This window comes from Nostoc sp., assembly GCF_036917375.1.
Classification (GTDB): domain Bacteria; phylum Cyanobacteriota; class Cyanobacteriia; order Cyanobacteriales; family Nostocaceae; genus Nostoc.
In genome coordinates this window covers 63,266-77,397 of the sequence record NZ_JBALDN010000089.1, presented here as the reverse complement: position 1 = coordinate 77,397, position 14,132 = coordinate 63,266, and the positions used below count along the sequence as shown (strand labels likewise).

General features: G+C 39.4%; 13 protein-coding genes. 9 read left to right on the top strand and 4 right to left on the bottom strand.

Annotation, left to right across the window (positions count from 1 at the left end; all coding sequences use genetic code 11):
- Positions 1 to 535: 535 nt before the first annotated feature.
- Positions 536 to 3,844: a protein DpdE gene (gene dpdE / locus V7K45_RS22890; protein ID WP_335007268.1), complete on the bottom strand. Its 3,309-nt coding sequence runs from the start codon at positions 3,842 to 3,844 to the stop codon at positions 536 to 538.
- A 611-nt stretch (positions 3,845 to 4,455) separates the two neighbouring features.
- On the opposite strand from dpdE, the gene V7K45_RS22885 reads away from it, so the two are divergent.
- The 8 genes from V7K45_RS22885 to V7K45_RS22850 all read left to right on the top strand — a co-directional run bounded on the left by V7K45_RS22885 (position 4,456) and on the right by V7K45_RS22850 (position 11,158).
- Positions 4,456 to 4,710 (top strand): RNA-binding S4 domain-containing protein, encoded by a 255-nt coding sequence (locus tag V7K45_RS22885; RefSeq protein ID WP_322638696.1) that lies wholly within the window; start codon positions 4,456 to 4,458, stop codon positions 4,708 to 4,710.
- A gap of 47 nt (positions 4,711 to 4,757) precedes the next feature.
- Entirely contained in the window at positions 4,758 to 5,174 is a 417-nt protein-coding gene (gene arfB / locus V7K45_RS22880; RefSeq protein WP_334895409.1) for an alternative ribosome rescue aminoacyl-tRNA hydrolase ArfB, read from the top strand.
- A gap of 174 nt (positions 5,175 to 5,348) precedes the next feature.
- Complete coding sequence (locus tag V7K45_RS22875) at positions 5,349 to 5,525, top strand: hypothetical protein (protein WP_335007267.1); 177 nt, start codon at positions 5,349 to 5,351, stop codon at positions 5,523 to 5,525.
- A gap of 619 nt (positions 5,526 to 6,144) precedes the next feature.
- Entirely contained in the window at positions 6,145 to 7,029 is an 885-nt protein-coding gene (locus V7K45_RS22870) for a lipid kinase (protein WP_335007266.1), read from the top strand.
- 133 nt (positions 7,030 to 7,162) lie between these two features.
- Positions 7,163 to 7,768, top strand: a complete 606-nt coding sequence (locus V7K45_RS22865; protein ID WP_335007265.1) for an exopolysaccharide biosynthesis protein — start codon at positions 7,163 to 7,165, stop codon at positions 7,766 to 7,768.
- 746 nt (positions 7,769 to 8,514) lie between these two features.
- Positions 8,515 to 9,072, top strand: a complete 558-nt coding sequence (locus V7K45_RS22860) for a hypothetical protein (protein WP_335007264.1) — start codon at positions 8,515 to 8,517, stop codon at positions 9,070 to 9,072.
- Positions 9,073 to 9,353: 281 nt separating this feature from the next.
- The gene (locus tag V7K45_RS22855; protein ID WP_335007263.1) at positions 9,354 to 10,262 is read left to right on the top strand and encodes a hypothetical protein; all 909 of its coding nucleotides are present in this window, start codon (positions 9,354 to 9,356) and stop codon (positions 10,260 to 10,262) included.
- A gap of 119 nt (positions 10,263 to 10,381) precedes the next feature.
- Positions 10,382 to 11,158: an SDR family NAD(P)-dependent oxidoreductase gene (locus V7K45_RS22850; RefSeq protein ID WP_335007262.1), complete on the top strand. Its 777-nt coding sequence runs from the start codon at positions 10,382 to 10,384 to the stop codon at positions 11,156 to 11,158.
- 95 nt (positions 11,159 to 11,253) lie between these two features.
- Here V7K45_RS22850 and V7K45_RS22845 read toward each other — a convergent pair whose 3' ends face one another.
- The 3 genes from V7K45_RS22845 to V7K45_RS22835 all read right to left on the bottom strand — a co-directional run bounded on the left by V7K45_RS22845 (position 11,254) and on the right by V7K45_RS22835 (position 13,589).
- Positions 11,254 to 12,033, bottom strand: a complete 780-nt coding sequence (locus tag V7K45_RS22845) for a photosystem II S4 domain protein (protein WP_322683416.1) — start codon at positions 12,031 to 12,033, stop codon at positions 11,254 to 11,256.
- A gap of 206 nt (positions 12,034 to 12,239) precedes the next feature.
- On the bottom strand, positions 12,240 to 12,749 hold the full coding sequence (locus V7K45_RS22840) for a hypothetical protein (protein ID WP_292861784.1): 510 nt from the start codon (positions 12,747 to 12,749) through the stop codon (positions 12,240 to 12,242).
- 462 nt (positions 12,750 to 13,211) lie between these two features.
- Entirely contained in the window at positions 13,212 to 13,589 is a 378-nt protein-coding gene (locus tag V7K45_RS22835) for a hypothetical protein (protein ID WP_335007261.1), read from the bottom strand.
- 231 nt (positions 13,590 to 13,820) lie between these two features.
- On the opposite strand from V7K45_RS22835, the gene V7K45_RS22830 reads away from it, so the two are divergent.
- Positions 13,821 to 13,958 carry a hypothetical protein gene (locus V7K45_RS22830; RefSeq protein WP_335007260.1) on the top strand — a complete coding sequence of 46 codons (138 nt, stop codon included), beginning with the start codon at positions 13,821 to 13,823 and terminating at the stop codon, positions 13,956 to 13,958.
- Positions 13,959 to 14,132: the final 174 nt, after the last annotated feature.

Below are 14,132 nucleotides of genomic sequence, written 5' to 3'. Positions count from 1 at the left end.
CGGTTCTCCTTTTGTTTGTGAATTCTTTGATACTGCGATGTGATTACACCCTGCCTAATAGTCGCGTTTTTTCTAAACCTTATTCATTCTCAATAAAAATCTAATTTTAGAGACAATCCTAATAGCTAATTTGTCTAGTATGAAACTTCGGTGTTCGAGATACCGATCAAATAAGCGTTTCAAGATTGTTAAGAAAAATGTGACTTATGGATCGATACGGTTCAGTTAAGCCTAAAACCCTTTGTGAAATCAATTTTTTAACGTAGACGCATTAGCGAAGCGGTAGCAACGTTCGCGTAGCGTCTCGCAGAGAAGGAGCGTCAGCGGCTTGCCGCAGGCTTCCACAGAGGCACAGAGAACCCAGAGAGAAGGAAAAAATGCTTAACTGAACTGTATTGTACTTGAAACGTGCTGTATATGTTTTTATAGCAATGTCATCAGTAAACCACAACAAAAATATCCCCGACTTCTTTAAAAAATCGGAGATATCAAGCTCTCAATTAGAATTACCAAAGCTACTTAATCACACACCATATCACTCAAATTGCACAAGCGATCGCCCCGATACAACAATAAAACCTACAGAATCAAGCCTCAGAAGCGGCTGGCGAATTCCCTCTAGAATGGCTGCATTTAAAGCAGTTTCTATTTTCAATTCTTCAGCTAATGCATTATCCCAAGTTTGCTGATTTAAACGTAGGCGTAATTGTTCTACTCTATTGGCTAATTTCTTTTCGGCGGTTTTAGCACAACTTTGACATAAGTCAATAAAATCGGGACGATTTGAAAGTAATTCCGCAGAAGCGTTACGCACTTCATAGCAAAAATTTTGCCATTTACTAGGGTCAACAAAATCGTCAATAATTCCTAAGCGCTCTTTTGCTAGATTGTAATCTCGTCCTTGATTATTGTTTTTGTCTTTATATGGACGTTGCAGAATACTTAAGAGCGCTTTATCCTCAACAGCATGTATTGGCTCCTTACGACCATCAACATAGATAGTTTCTATAATTGGCGGAAATAGAGCATCAACGCGGCGCTGCAAGTTTTTGAATTGAGAATTATCTAGTTTGTTATCTAGTAAAACTTGTTTGGCAGTTCTTAAATTTGCCTCGACTACATAATTGCATTGAAAACCAAACCACTCCTTCCCTTCTTTCGCGTCCCAAGATGCATCAGTGCGCCACAGAGCAAAGGCTTCACCTCGGTCATCCCAATTGATATAGTTCGAGAGTGCTTCGACAAATCCTTCCCCAACTCGAAAGAGTTTAACACCAGCATTTTGGTTTGCCACCCTGCGATTATAAGTACCAAATTGGTCTAGGGAACTCTCAGCAAAACGGTTTTGTAAATCATTTATCGGCACCAATGTCCGCGTTGTCGGTTGATAACGTCGCATCTCTGATGAATCGGGGTTATTCAGTCCTCTGAATCCCAGTGCATCACAAATCCAGCCTTCAATTGCTCGTTTCATTTCTAGATGACGAGCATCATAATTATCTAGTTCTTGAAAATACTCGGTAGCAATTTCATCGTTGGCATCAATTTCATCTAGAGCATTTTGTTCGCTAATTTTGGCTATTTCCGCTTCAATTTGCTCTTGAATTGGTGAAACCATCTCTAACAATCCAGCTGCACCTGATTGAAACAAAACTGTTTCTAATTCTGCAAGTTTCTCATCAACATAAAACTGGAGACTGGCAATTGATTGTTGGAAAATACCAAACCCATCTTTTAAGACTTTATACCAAGCATTGTGAGGGCTATCTTCCAAGTAGGGGCCAATCAAGGCACTAGATTGGATGCCAATTTTGCTGCCAATGCGGTCAAGTCTGCCAATTCTCTGTTCTAATTGATTAGGCGACCAAGGCAGGTCAAAATGAATTAACCAATCGGCAAACTGGAGGTTACGTCCTTCTTCTCCAGAGCGATCGCATACTAAAATAAAGCAGTTTGGATTATTCTTGAACCGATTTAAGCCTTCCTCAACTTTGTCTGGTGATTCTCCCAATTGATGGCTGGCTATTGTCTCTGCACCAAAGGTATCAGATAAATACCGAACAATTTCGCCACAAGTTTGCACAAAACTGGTAAATACAATAAATTTGGGCAGAATATCGCCAGTAATTGGTCTCTTGATTCTTTGCTGTATTCTCGTGATGAATTCTTTTTGATTCTTCCGAACGTTTGCGGGAATTTTAAAGTAAGTACCTAGCTGATTCAGCAGCACTGTTTTTAAATTTTCCGTCCGTTGTCCGTCCTCTTGAGGTTGACGAATAATTTTTAGTAAGGATTGGAGAATCTCTTCTTCCCCTGAGAATTTGGGGGTTGTAGTTAATAGGCGAATATCATCTTCTTTAAACTCGTGGATGAGTTTAGCATGAGGCTTACCAGTTAACCGCGCCGTAATTACCTGCTCTAAAATGCCTAACCAAGTCCCAGCAGCGAGAAATAACAGCAGAAAAACTCGCTGATATGGCTTTTCAGCAGGAGCAACACTCCGCCATTGATTGAGGAGTTCGTGGATATCAAGCGATCGCTCGTCTAAATCGTACTCTTCTTTCGGTGTAAAGTTGCGATCGAATATCACATCTTCTACCGCAGCGCGACGGTTACGAAGCATTCGTCGATGTAGTCGATAGATATCGCTGACATGGACGCGAATCGCTTGGACGATTTGCTCTTGCTCGGTAGAATTTGCTGGTAAATTTTCTAAATCATCCGCCAGCTTCAGTAAATACTCATCCTCAGCCAAGAGTTTTCGCAATTGCTGCAAGTTGCTTTTGAGAACCTCTGGTTCTGCACCTTCTTTAAAAGAAAGCAGAAGTTTACCAATTTGCTGACGGCTTTCAACTTTGGCGCGGAAACCTGCTAAATCGCCAATTTTATAGGTTGTCGGGTCGAGCAAGTGCAACATGGCCAGAAAATCCTGCTCGTGATTGAGAACCGGAGTGGCAGATAATAAAAGTAAGCGATCGCTTTTATGAGCAAGTTCTTTGCAAGTCTGAAAACGCTGGCGTACTGTTGCATCCTTAGAGGTTGCCATTGCTGCGATGTGATGAGCTTCATCTAAAATTAAGCAGCCTATCCTTGCTTTCAGGTTGATTTTATGAATATCTTCAACCGCCAGCACCGCTACCCGTTTGCCAAAATGGGAGATGTAAAACTTGTTTTCTAACTCAGTCCGCCATTGTTTGAGTAAATATTGCGGAACTATGACCACCGCACCTTTTTTCGGTTCGTCGAGGAGGAATTGACGGAGAATCGCACCCGCTTCGATGGTTTTTCCCAGTCCCACCTCATCTGCTAGCAAGTAGCGTTGAATTGGATCTTCCAGTACCCGCCTGACTACTTCAACTTGGTGAGGATAAAGATTAATATTTGCCGAAATCAGTCCTGTCATCCCGCGACTCACAGCGCGTTGCTGAGTCAAGGATTTCACGAAAGCCAATCTTTTGTCGTGGAAATAGGGCGTTTCGTGACCTTTCATCGCCAGAGTTTGGATGGGGTCTGTATTTGGTAGATTACACCGAACGTAAATATCTTCAACAGATGCGATCGCAGTTTTCTTATCTGGTAAATCAATTTGATACATTTCTGTATCATCATCCCAGATAAAAACTCTGCCAACTATCCACTTATCCTGAGTTTGGGACTTAATATAGCATCGAGCCTGGGGTTCCAGCTTGACTTGAGAGAGCGAACTTAAAGGTAAAGTTTTTTGGAGACGTTGGCCTATAGAGCAGAAATACTCCACGTTTGCATTGGTATCAGATATTTCCGTAACTTTTCCGATACCCAAAGAGTTATTCTGGGACTGTACCAATAAACCAAGCTTAATCATAGATCCAGTCCCCTGAACACACTAAAAGAACCTTCCAGACTAGTTTTTAGCCCATATCTGGCAGTTTTGTCGATCAACATTATAGATAATAACTGGTATTACAGTTTTTGTTAGAGCGATATCTACGACGGGCTATGACGCACTCGCGTTCGCGGACTCGCTATCGGCGTTGCTCCATCACTCCAACTAATAAAATTAGCAATTTTCAGGTCAATACACCACACAGTAGAGGTACAGCATTGTTGTGCTTTTACAACATATACAGTTCAATTAAATGAAAACTGCTATAAATTCACATTTCTCAGCAAAGTTTTGCCTAAAAGCGTGACTTTGTTAAATAGACATCTTGCAAAAGTAACTTTTGCCTTGACCTTGGGGTGCATGTGAAAGGTTACTAGGTTTGGGAAAATTTCATCCTTTTCCCTTTCCCCTTAACCCCACTTCTGCAATAAGTCTAATGTTTGCCAACACAATGCTATTGCAGGGTATTGCAAATTAAATTTGCTACGAATTAATTAAATACTGTACTTAGCTGATTATGTGGTGTAACAAATTTACGCTTTGGCTTGAGAATACCACGATACAATTAAGATTGTGTACATTTATTTACTATGAAGAAAATTAGAGACAACACAATTAAGTTAAATCAATTTTTAAAGTTGATGGGTATAGTGCCTACTGGAGGCCAAGCCAAGCTGATGATTCAAGGCGGTGATGTCCAAGTAAACGGGATGCTGGAAACTCGACGAGGACGGCGATTAGTACCGGGCGATAAAGTGACAATCCAAGGACAGACTTTAGAAGTGAATTTGAACAACAATGAAGACCCAGATGTAATGATAGATTTAACCGAGCAAACCGAGTAAAGAAAGTTTATCCCAAAGTTACAAGTTTCTTTTTTTTCTTGTGAGTAATGCTGCAAATTTCCAATAATGTTATTATCCCACAGACTGAGATTGAAATCACTGCAATTCGCTCCCAAGGAGCAGGAGGACAAAATGTAAATAAGGTTTCTACCGCGATCCACTTGCGCTTCGATATTGCGGCTTCATCATTACCCAATTATTATAAACAACAGCTTTTAAAGCTCAACGATCGCCGCATTAACCAAGAAGGAGTAGTGGTAATTAAAGCCCAGGAACACCGAAGCCAAGAGAACAATCGCGAGTCAGCCTTGAAACGACTTCAAGAACTCATTCAAAGCGCAGTTGTCGTGACAATCAAACGTAAACCTACTAAACCAACCCGCAGTTCTCAAAGAAAACGCCTTGACCACAAAAGTAAGCGCGCACAGATTAAATCTAACAGAAGACAGGTGACAGATTGTTAAGTCATCGATTATTTATAGAGAACATAAGTAGATAGACATAATTAAATATAAAATAAAATCCTAGTTTGTAATGAGCGATTTATCGCTCAGAGCAAGGATTATCAGGACTAAAATCCTTACTACAAACTTAAAATTTATGCCTAAATACTTACATATTATTCAATATGAAAAAAGATGAATAAGACATTACTAAAGATTTTGATGTTTGCGCTTTTAATCTTGTTTATCATCTCTCCCTTTGCGGCTCTTGCGGGTTTAATGCTTGTAGTGTTAGTTGCGGCATTTTTCTTTTTACTAGGGGACGTGTTTCAAGCAATTATTGGTGGCGACACCGACCCGAAAAAGTCATAAAAGCAAAATTCCAAATGAAGATAGGGATTTCCCGCCGTTAAGCAAGCAACTAGCACTGTATTAGATTCAATACAGAAGCGCTATAAACAGCGTTTGTCTCGTTCCCAGTCTCAGGCTGGGAATGCTGTTCTAGAGGCTCCGCCTCCCTTGCTGGCGCCAGAGCCGCAATTGAAGTGCATTTCCAGCCCAGAGGCTGGAAACGAGAGTTTGACAAAGCTTTTAGCTTAAGTTGACACCTATGAACATTGTTGTGCCCTGACAATAATCTGTACATCACAAAGTTGCCATCTACTGTAAATGTATCTATTTTAATGAAAAATATCTCTTGTATTTGGCATAATAATATTTGAACAATTTGCTATTTTATGAAAAAAAACACTTAAAATTCATTTATCTGAGGAGTAATAATTATATTTCTTGAAGATAAACACACTGAGGGCTATTAGAGCTAAACTAAAGAAAAAGAAAAATTAAAAATTAGTAGTCACAATATAATAAGTGTTATGAAAATGAATTTTTGATAACTTTCATCACAGCATAAACACTTTTTTTTAGTCAACATCAAGCAGAATACATAGATGCGGATAATTGGACATATCAACAACAAAAGGTACCACCCATGAGTTCCCGCGCACTGCTGTTAGTAAATCGTCATGCTCGCCAAGGGCAAAAGGGTCTATCGGAAGCGATTCAAAGTCTGAAAACATTTGGCTTTGATTTAATTGAGGAGTCTACAGAAGATCCCAAACATCTTGCTGAAGTCATACTTCGCCATAAAGATCGAGTTGACTTGGTAATTATTGGCGGAGGAGATGGTACTCTAAATGCTGCCGTAGACGCTTTAATTGAGACTCAATTACCTTTAGGAATCTTGCCTCTAGGAACTGCCAACGATCTAGCGAGAACTTTGGAAATCCCTAATTCCCTCAACGAAGCTTGCAAAATTATTGCAGATGGACATTTACAGCGTATTGACTTGGGTTGTGTGAATGGCAAGCACTTTTTTAACGTTGCTAGTATGGGATTGAGTGTAAAAATTACCCAACGACTTACCAAAGAAGTTAAGCGCCGCTGGGGAGTATTTGCCTACGCTGCCACTGCATTGCAAGTGCTTTTGGAAGCCAGACCTTTTACAGCAGAAATTGCGATCAACGGTGAATTGGTTCGCGTCAAAACAGTGCAAATTGCAGTCGGTAACGGCCGCTATTACGGTGGTGGTATGGCAGTAGCTGACGATGCCACAATAGACGATCAAAGGCTAGACCTTTATAGCTTGGAGATTGAACACTGGTGGCAGGTTGTATTATTACTACCTTCAATGCGACAAGGGCGACATATACATTGGCAGAGTGTACGCTCCCATCAAGGTCAAGAAATAGAGATACATACTCGCAAACCTCGCCCTATTAATACAGATGGTGAAATTACTACCTACACACCTGCTCATTTTCGGGTTATACCTAAAGCTATAGCTGTTTTTGTACCCCCAGAAAGCAAGAGTTAGGAGTCATTCAATTTTAGATTTTAGATTTTCCCTCAATCCAAAATTCAAAATCTAAAATTATTGGCAGAGTTAGAAGTTATTCTCCCTCATCTTCCTCTACTGCAAAGTGGGAACTCGCATCAACTGACGCCAAATGCATCTGAGATTTTCTCAAGATATAAAGTCCCTGTTGCAACGCCTAGCTGAACAACCGCTGACCCTAGGCGATATTCTGACAGAAACCTCAGAACGGGGCTTTAGCCTGGTAATTACATTATTAGTTTTGCCTTTTTTACTTCCTATGCCACCGGGATTAACTGGCCCATTTGGTGGTGCTTGTTTACTGTTGTCAGTGCAAATGGTTTTAGGAAGGCGATCGCCTTGGCTACCGAAAAGAATCGCTAACTACAAATTTCCTCGTTCCTTCGCCCAGTTACTTTTGCAAAATTTGGGACGGCTTACCAAAGTTTTCCAGAAAATCGCCCGTCCCCGATTAGCAAAAATAGCTCATAATCCTTTAGTTTGGCGAATTAATGGGTTTTGTATCTCTTTATTAACAGTATTACTAATATTACCAATTCCTTTTACAAATCCTATCCCGACTATCGGTATTTTACTTTTGACTGTTGCCACCATCGAATCTGACGGTTTATTAATTTGCATCAGCTACGGCATAACTGCCCTAATTACCTTGCTGTTTGGATTTATTGGTTATGCAGTGTGGTTAGCTCCCAGTTTGCTGCCATCGATATTTAAATAATAAAAGCCTCCAGCTTTTGGCTGAGGGCTGTAAATTCTTAGGGTGCATCTACCATTTATTAATCCACTTTATTTATTGCCATATCCGGGAAAATTAGACTTTTCATAAAATTTATTTTCTTCACGTCAAAAAGTATTAGCAATAAAAAAGCCTTCAACTAAAAGCTGAGGGCTGTAATTTAATTAAGGTGCATCTACCATTTATTAATCCGCTTTATTTATTGCTATATCCCAATACGGTTCAGTTAAGCAAATTTATCTGTTAAGGCAGGCAGGGGGAGCAGGGGAGGCAGGGGAGGCAGGGGGAGAGAAAAAAGCTTAACTGAACTGTATTGTGCTATATCCGGGAAAATTAGACTTTTGAGCAAATTTATTTTGTTTTCGAATAAAAATATCAGCAATAAAAAAAAGCCCTCAACTAAAAGCTGAGGGCTGTGATTTAATTAAGGTGCATCTACTATTTATATATCCGCTTTAGTTATTGCTGCATCAGGAAGAATTGAAAAAAAATGGATAGCTGTGCAATTGATTTCGTCAGCTAAAACCGTAATACTGACCTCAATGAGGATTACCTACGGTATTTGACTAGGTAATGATTGACGAACTTCACATTAATTTTACAATTATCCCAATTTTCTTCTAAATACACAAAGTTTCTGTTAATATCTCTGATTCGATATCCGCAATAGTACGAATTTAGTTTATTAGTTGGGTATATGACTATGAAAGTTAGATACACCCAACTTGATGAAGCGATCGCAATTTATATTAGCCCTTGCCAGTCTTGGTATTGTCGGGGGAAGCTTTTTTCTGAGAACAACTTTTAACAGTACTAGCGAGCCTAAAATTATAACTGATACATCACGCTACAAAGAAATTCGTAATCAACTATGGTCTGAAAATGACCAAGTAAAACATTTTCCTAATGAGATTCCCCTTGATGCTAAAGATGTTCGTATTGCTTACTCTCCTAAAGTTTTGCAAGGAAGTAGTTTTTTTCAAGTTAGGTTAAAAGAGCCACCAAAGAAGATAGAAAAATTACTTTCACAATACAGAAATAATGCCAAGCACAAATATATAGGTGGTGACACAAACGACCACATAAACCAACCTAACGGTGTGCCGACAACTTTCTTCTATACTAGTGATTCTCCTACAGAATCTTTTCCAGCTACTTATGAAATATTAGTATTAAATACAGATGACAAAGGCAGACCTGGCTTTAAGTGGAATCATGGAGACAGCTACGGCGTTGCTATTAATAGTTCCACTTCAGAAATTATCTATTGGTCTGAAAAATGGTAATTGGCAATTTAAAATGAATTTGAATCGCTATCAGAAAAATCCTTATTTGTGACATTGAACTTAATAAACTTCTTACACAAATCAAAAGCCCTCATATTTAATCCCTCACCCAAAATTCCCAAAAGTGGTTAAGGGATGTAGCAAGATACCGCAGGCAAATTTTGCATTTGTGCAAGAGTCTGATAAAAAATACCTATATATCATACAGAAATTTATCTTACTGGTACAGTTGATAAGGTTGTGTTTTATTCACACTAAATTCAGTAATAAAGGTGTGCCAAATGAAAAATATAGTCAGAAATCTCCTTGATGAACGAATCAAATCGATGGTTAGATCGTCCGAACTGTATCAAGTTTTATATAATAGAACGCATTCCAGTAGGCTAGCTCTTACAGGTAAAAGGCTTGATATTTGTGCTAATGAAGTTGCTATCTATCTGCTTCAGTCTGGTAAAGGAAAATATGTATTACGTGATAAAGTTTGTCTTGAAATTGGAAGTGGATGGTTACTTACTCATTCGTTAGTATTTTACCTAATTGGAGCAAAAAAGGTTTATGCAACGGATATTTACCCGTTATTACAAACCGAAAATATTTTCAAAGCAGTGTGTAATTCTATACCTTGGAGTATCTTAGATAGTCTATCTACATTTGAAGATCGGGATATTATCCGCTTCCGTTTAAAAAAACTATTTTCATTAAAAAAAATATCTGTAGAAGTCTTACAAGATTTGGGCATAGAATACATTGCTCCAATTAATTTATCTGAAAAAGTTCCGATTAAAGAAAAAATAGATTTTATCTTCTCCAAATCTGTATTAGAGCATGTCCCAATTGATGATGTTGTACCACTTTTAGAAAATATTGTAAGTAGCCTCTCAGAGGATGGCTTTATGTTTCATCTGATTGATTTACTAGATCACAGAGATACAAAAGAAAGACCATTTGAGTTCTTTATTTATCAACAGGAAGACTATTCGAGAGAATTACAATCAAGGTGGGGAAATCGAATTAGACGAAGCCAATGGAAGCAGATATTTTCTAATCTTAAGCATTTGGACTCTAAATTTGTATTTGAGTGGTCGCGCCAAGACGCAGAATTACCAGAAAGAATCGACTCGTCTATTCAATATATAGATGAAGAAGATTTAAGAATCTCCCATATTGGTATATTGGGAAAATTAATATAGTTTCCAAAAGTCACTAAGTGTTACTTTTACCCTTTTGGATATATCACTTTGGGTAGTTAAAACTTATAGTCAGGATAGCTAAAATTTATAAGTGCTTAAAAATTATCTGAATATGTAGAATGCCAACTGCTTTAATTACTGGTGCCTCTAGTGGTATTGGTAAAGCCTTTGCTCAAGAACTAGCTGCACGCAACACAAATCTTGTACTAGTTGCTCGTTCTGAAGAGAAACTAAGCCAATTAGCTAAACAACTACAAGAACAACACAATATTCAAGTAGACGTTATAGTAAAAGACCTCACAGAACCTAATGCAGCAGCTAGTGTATTTGATGCCACAAAAGCAAAGGGATTAACCATTGACTTATTAATCAACAATGCGGGTTTTGGCTCCTATGGTGACTTTGCTGAAGGGGATGGAGAAAAACAAGTCAAAATAGTACAATTAAATATTTTGGCATTGGTAGATTTAACCCATAAATTTTTACCCTTGATGCGGCAACGTCGTTCTGGAAGTATTATTAACGTATCCTCTATTACCGCATTTCAACCAATACCATACCTTTCGGTTTATGCTGCTAGTAAAGCTTTTATTCTCAGCTTTAGTGAAGCATTATGGGCAGAAAATTATCATTATGGTGTCCGTATTTTAGTCACTTGTCCAGGGCCAATAGAAACAAACTTTTTTGCAGAAGCTAATTTTCCTCCAGCGCTGGCAGGCAGTACAGATAAAGTCTACTCTTGCGAAAAAGTGGTTTGGGAATCTTTAGAGGCTTTAGATAAAGGCTATCCAACTGTTATTAGCTCTGATAGTACTACTCAAATTAGAAGCAAATTATCTCGGCTTGTACCGCGCAAACTTCTACTGAATATGTTAGCGAAACGCTTTAAAGCCTAAGTATTTAGGAGCTAGAAGTTAGGAATTAGGGGTTAGGAGTTAAAGAAAGTGGTAAATTTAAAATTCCTAACTTTTAACTTTTCACTCCTAACTTATTACATATACCTTGTTAATTGAACTCGGTAACGCTCTTTTTTGGTAACAGCTATTTCTCCAACTTCTAAACGCCCTTTAGAGCGAATGGCGATTAAGTCGCCTGATTTGACTTGAGAACTAGCTTGGGTAACTTCCTTCCAATTGACGCGGACATCACCAGCATCGATGAAATCAACCATTTTACTGCGGGACATACCAAAACCAGCAGATGCGATCGCATCTAATCTTAAAGAAGCCTCCACAGTAGTTAATTCTTTTTTCTTGGGTTCCCGAACCTTTAATTCTGTTAGCTCAATCTGCTGAGTTTTCACAGGAACCGATCGCACCTGTTTGAGGCTCATTGACAAAAATTCTACCAACTCTGGTGCGACTATCGCCTGCGCCCCTCGTTCTCCTAAGACAATCACATCTCCCGTCTTTTCACGAACAATTCCCGTCCCCAACATTGCGCCTAAAAAGTCGCGGTGAGAGGCGGTATCAAACAGGAAATTACCTGCAATTTCTACAGCTACAAGGCTGACTTGAGATCGATCTAAGGGAAGTTCCGAACGAGCGATCGCTATTCTTTGGCGTTCAGCTTGCGGATATCCACCCCACGCCACCAATTGCACTTCTGTTAATCGATTAAACACCCGTTGAATTTCTGCCAATTCTGGGGGAGACAGAAAATCTGTCAAAACCACTTCCCAAGTTTTGATCGCTTGCTCCGCTTGATCGATTGCACGAGCTACACTATCTCGATTTTCAACACCTTTTAAAAGTTCTTCTCGTGGCAACATTCTTAAAAATTATCAGTTATTAATTGAGAATTAATTTGCTATAACTATCCTGATTCTAGCTTTAATTCCCATTTCTACAGTTCCTGTCCAGATTGGGTTAGCTTTTCTACTTGAGATTTGTTGGCGATCGCAGCGGCTGACGCTATCTCCAAAGAACAGGAAAGTAACTCAAGCCGCTGTGTCGTGATGTGTAAACTATGATTTATTCAATACACAGTATTTGTGTCGGCATAACCTTGGATATTTTCTGGATCGAACTGACGTAATATTTTGGTTGCTTGGCGAGTCAGAGTTTCAGAACCTTGAACGGCAACTAAATATTTACCTGCATCTAAGCGGTTGCGATAAGGTAAAGCATCACCACCACCTACAAGTAAACCGACTCCGCCACCGACAAACACACCACCCATCGCACCACTAGCAGCACCCAGCAGTCCGCCAACAATGTGATTGCCAACTTCACCCGCCCAGGCAAAAGTATCTAAACCAGTAATCAGGCTGAATGTAAAACCTGCAAAAAAGCCAAATGGTATCAGCCAGGTTGCCATCTGTTTTGCTTGCTTTTTAGCTTGATCTTTGGGGTCAATTAAGCCAAACTCGTCAGCCGTTTTATACCCCCTTCCTAAAATAGTGCTGTTTATGCCTTCTTTTTCTAAAGCTAAGTAAGCAGCTTCGGCTTGAATGCGGTCTGGTAGTACGGCAACAAGGTAATTCATTGATTTTACAATTTGTCTAATAGAAGTTTTGCCTTAATTAACAGCGTATCAGTCCTGGTGGATTGAACCTCGCATAACTAGAAGTCATACACCTGAATTACTCTAAGACTTACATCAGAAGTTAGGAGGCTCACATCTTGCACCAAAGCACTAGTAGTCTGCCAACCCAAAAATCTTAAGTGGAGGTTGGGTAAAGGGAAACGCCTTCGGCTGGGAAAAGGGGAAGGGGTAAAGGGGATTTTCTTCCCTTTCCCCTTTAACCTTTAACCTTTTCCCTCTTCTTCCTTTACCCCGCTTGCGTTACGAAAGGGAACTACTAGAAGGACTACACAAACGCAGTGAAATTCTTTCCAGAGGCTAGTCTGTCTGCACGGACTAAGGTCAGATTAAGGGCTTTGAAGCCGCTTTGCGTCTATGTTTGCGTAGCCGTGATTTTAATATCACGATTAAAACGCGGGCCGATCATTTTAGCAAATCTAGTGGCTCACAAAAATTGTTTATGCCTTGCTTGAGGACATATAGCAAAACTGGCGTTGCCAAAATCTTAGGAAATGTTGGCGTTGTTTTTAGATGTTCCATCATCTTCACAAGAGAAGTATTAAGCAAATCTTCTCGATATTCTTGTTCGCAAATGACCACACGCCATTTTCTAGCCAAGGCATCTAACCACTCGGAATTTGCTCTTTCTGGTTGTTGTCCTGCTCGGATAGCTAGCGTCATCGCTGCATCTTCCAAATCTCCATCACAGTCTTCAATTAAATCCAGCGCTTCCATATCGCTAGGATCGTCTGCCAATTGAGAGCGAAACTGTGCAATTTCTTGAGATGTTACTTTAGTCATGAGTCTTTGACAAGGCAAGCGATCGAACACTCAGTTATGTTAGTCCCAATTTGACTATAGCGCTTCTCTGTTAAGTCCAATACATACTTCACAAAAACAATTCCTTCCCTACTACCTCTCTCCAACCCTCTTTTCAGAGGAACCGAAAAACTTTTGTTACTGGAAGAGGGGGAGTAAAATTCTCGGACTAGATATAATAGACCCTCAATACGGTTTGGTTAAGATTTTTTGATGAAAATTTTAGATCGCAAAGATTCGATAAATCGCCGTCAAGACAAAAGACCGATTATTGTCTTGACGGCGATTCATCGCGTCTCTTGCCTTAACCGAACAGTATTGAGCAGACCCTTATCCTTTAGCGATCGCTAAAGAATTTCTAAAAAATCATACCAATTCAATTAATGATTGCAACACATCCTTGGGTAAAGACGCGATGAATCGCGTCTCTACAAATGGTCTATTTGTCTTTTTTTAAATTGGTATCACAATTTACAATACTGCCTTTTGGACTAAAAAGCCTCATCTTTCCAGTAAATACACTGA

Coding starts and splice junctions, on each gene's coding strand:
- V7K45_RS22865 (WP_335007265.1), top strand. CDS start 7,163: ATGCATCTGAGATTTTCTCAAGATATAAAGTCCCTGTTGCAACGCCTA.
- V7K45_RS22845 (WP_322683416.1), bottom strand. CDS start 12,033: ATGTTGCCACGAGAAGAACTTTTAAAAGGTGTTGAAAATCGAGATAGT.
- dpdE (WP_335007268.1), bottom strand. CDS start 3,844: ATGATTAAGCTTGGTTTATTGGTACAGTCCCAGAATAACTCTTTGGGT.
- V7K45_RS22855 (WP_335007263.1), top strand. CDS start 9,354: ATGAAAAATATAGTCAGAAATCTCCTTGATGAACGAATCAAATCGATG.
- arfB (WP_334895409.1), top strand. CDS start 4,758: ATGCTGCAAATTTCCAATAATGTTATTATCCCACAGACTGAGATTGAA.
- V7K45_RS22870 (WP_335007266.1), top strand. CDS start 6,145: ATGAGTTCCCGCGCACTGCTGTTAGTAAATCGTCATGCTCGCCAAGGG.
- V7K45_RS22850 (WP_335007262.1), top strand. CDS start 10,382: ATGCCAACTGCTTTAATTACTGGTGCCTCTAGTGGTATTGGTAAAGCC.
- V7K45_RS22860 (WP_335007264.1), top strand. CDS start 8,515: ATGAAGCGATCGCAATTTATATTAGCCCTTGCCAGTCTTGGTATTGTC.
- V7K45_RS22830 (WP_335007260.1), top strand. CDS start 13,821: ATGAAAATTTTAGATCGCAAAGATTCGATAAATCGCCGTCAAGACAAA.
- V7K45_RS22875 (WP_335007267.1), top strand. CDS start 5,349: ATGAATAAGACATTACTAAAGATTTTGATGTTTGCGCTTTTAATCTTG.
- V7K45_RS22835 (WP_335007261.1), bottom strand. CDS start 13,589: ATGACTAAAGTAACATCTCAAGAAATTGCACAGTTTCGCTCTCAATTG.
- V7K45_RS22840 (WP_292861784.1), bottom strand. CDS start 12,749: ATGAATTACCTTGTTGCCGTACTACCAGACCGCATTCAAGCCGAAGCT.
- V7K45_RS22885 (WP_322638696.1), top strand. CDS start 4,456: ATGAAGAAAATTAGAGACAACACAATTAAGTTAAATCAATTTTTAAAG.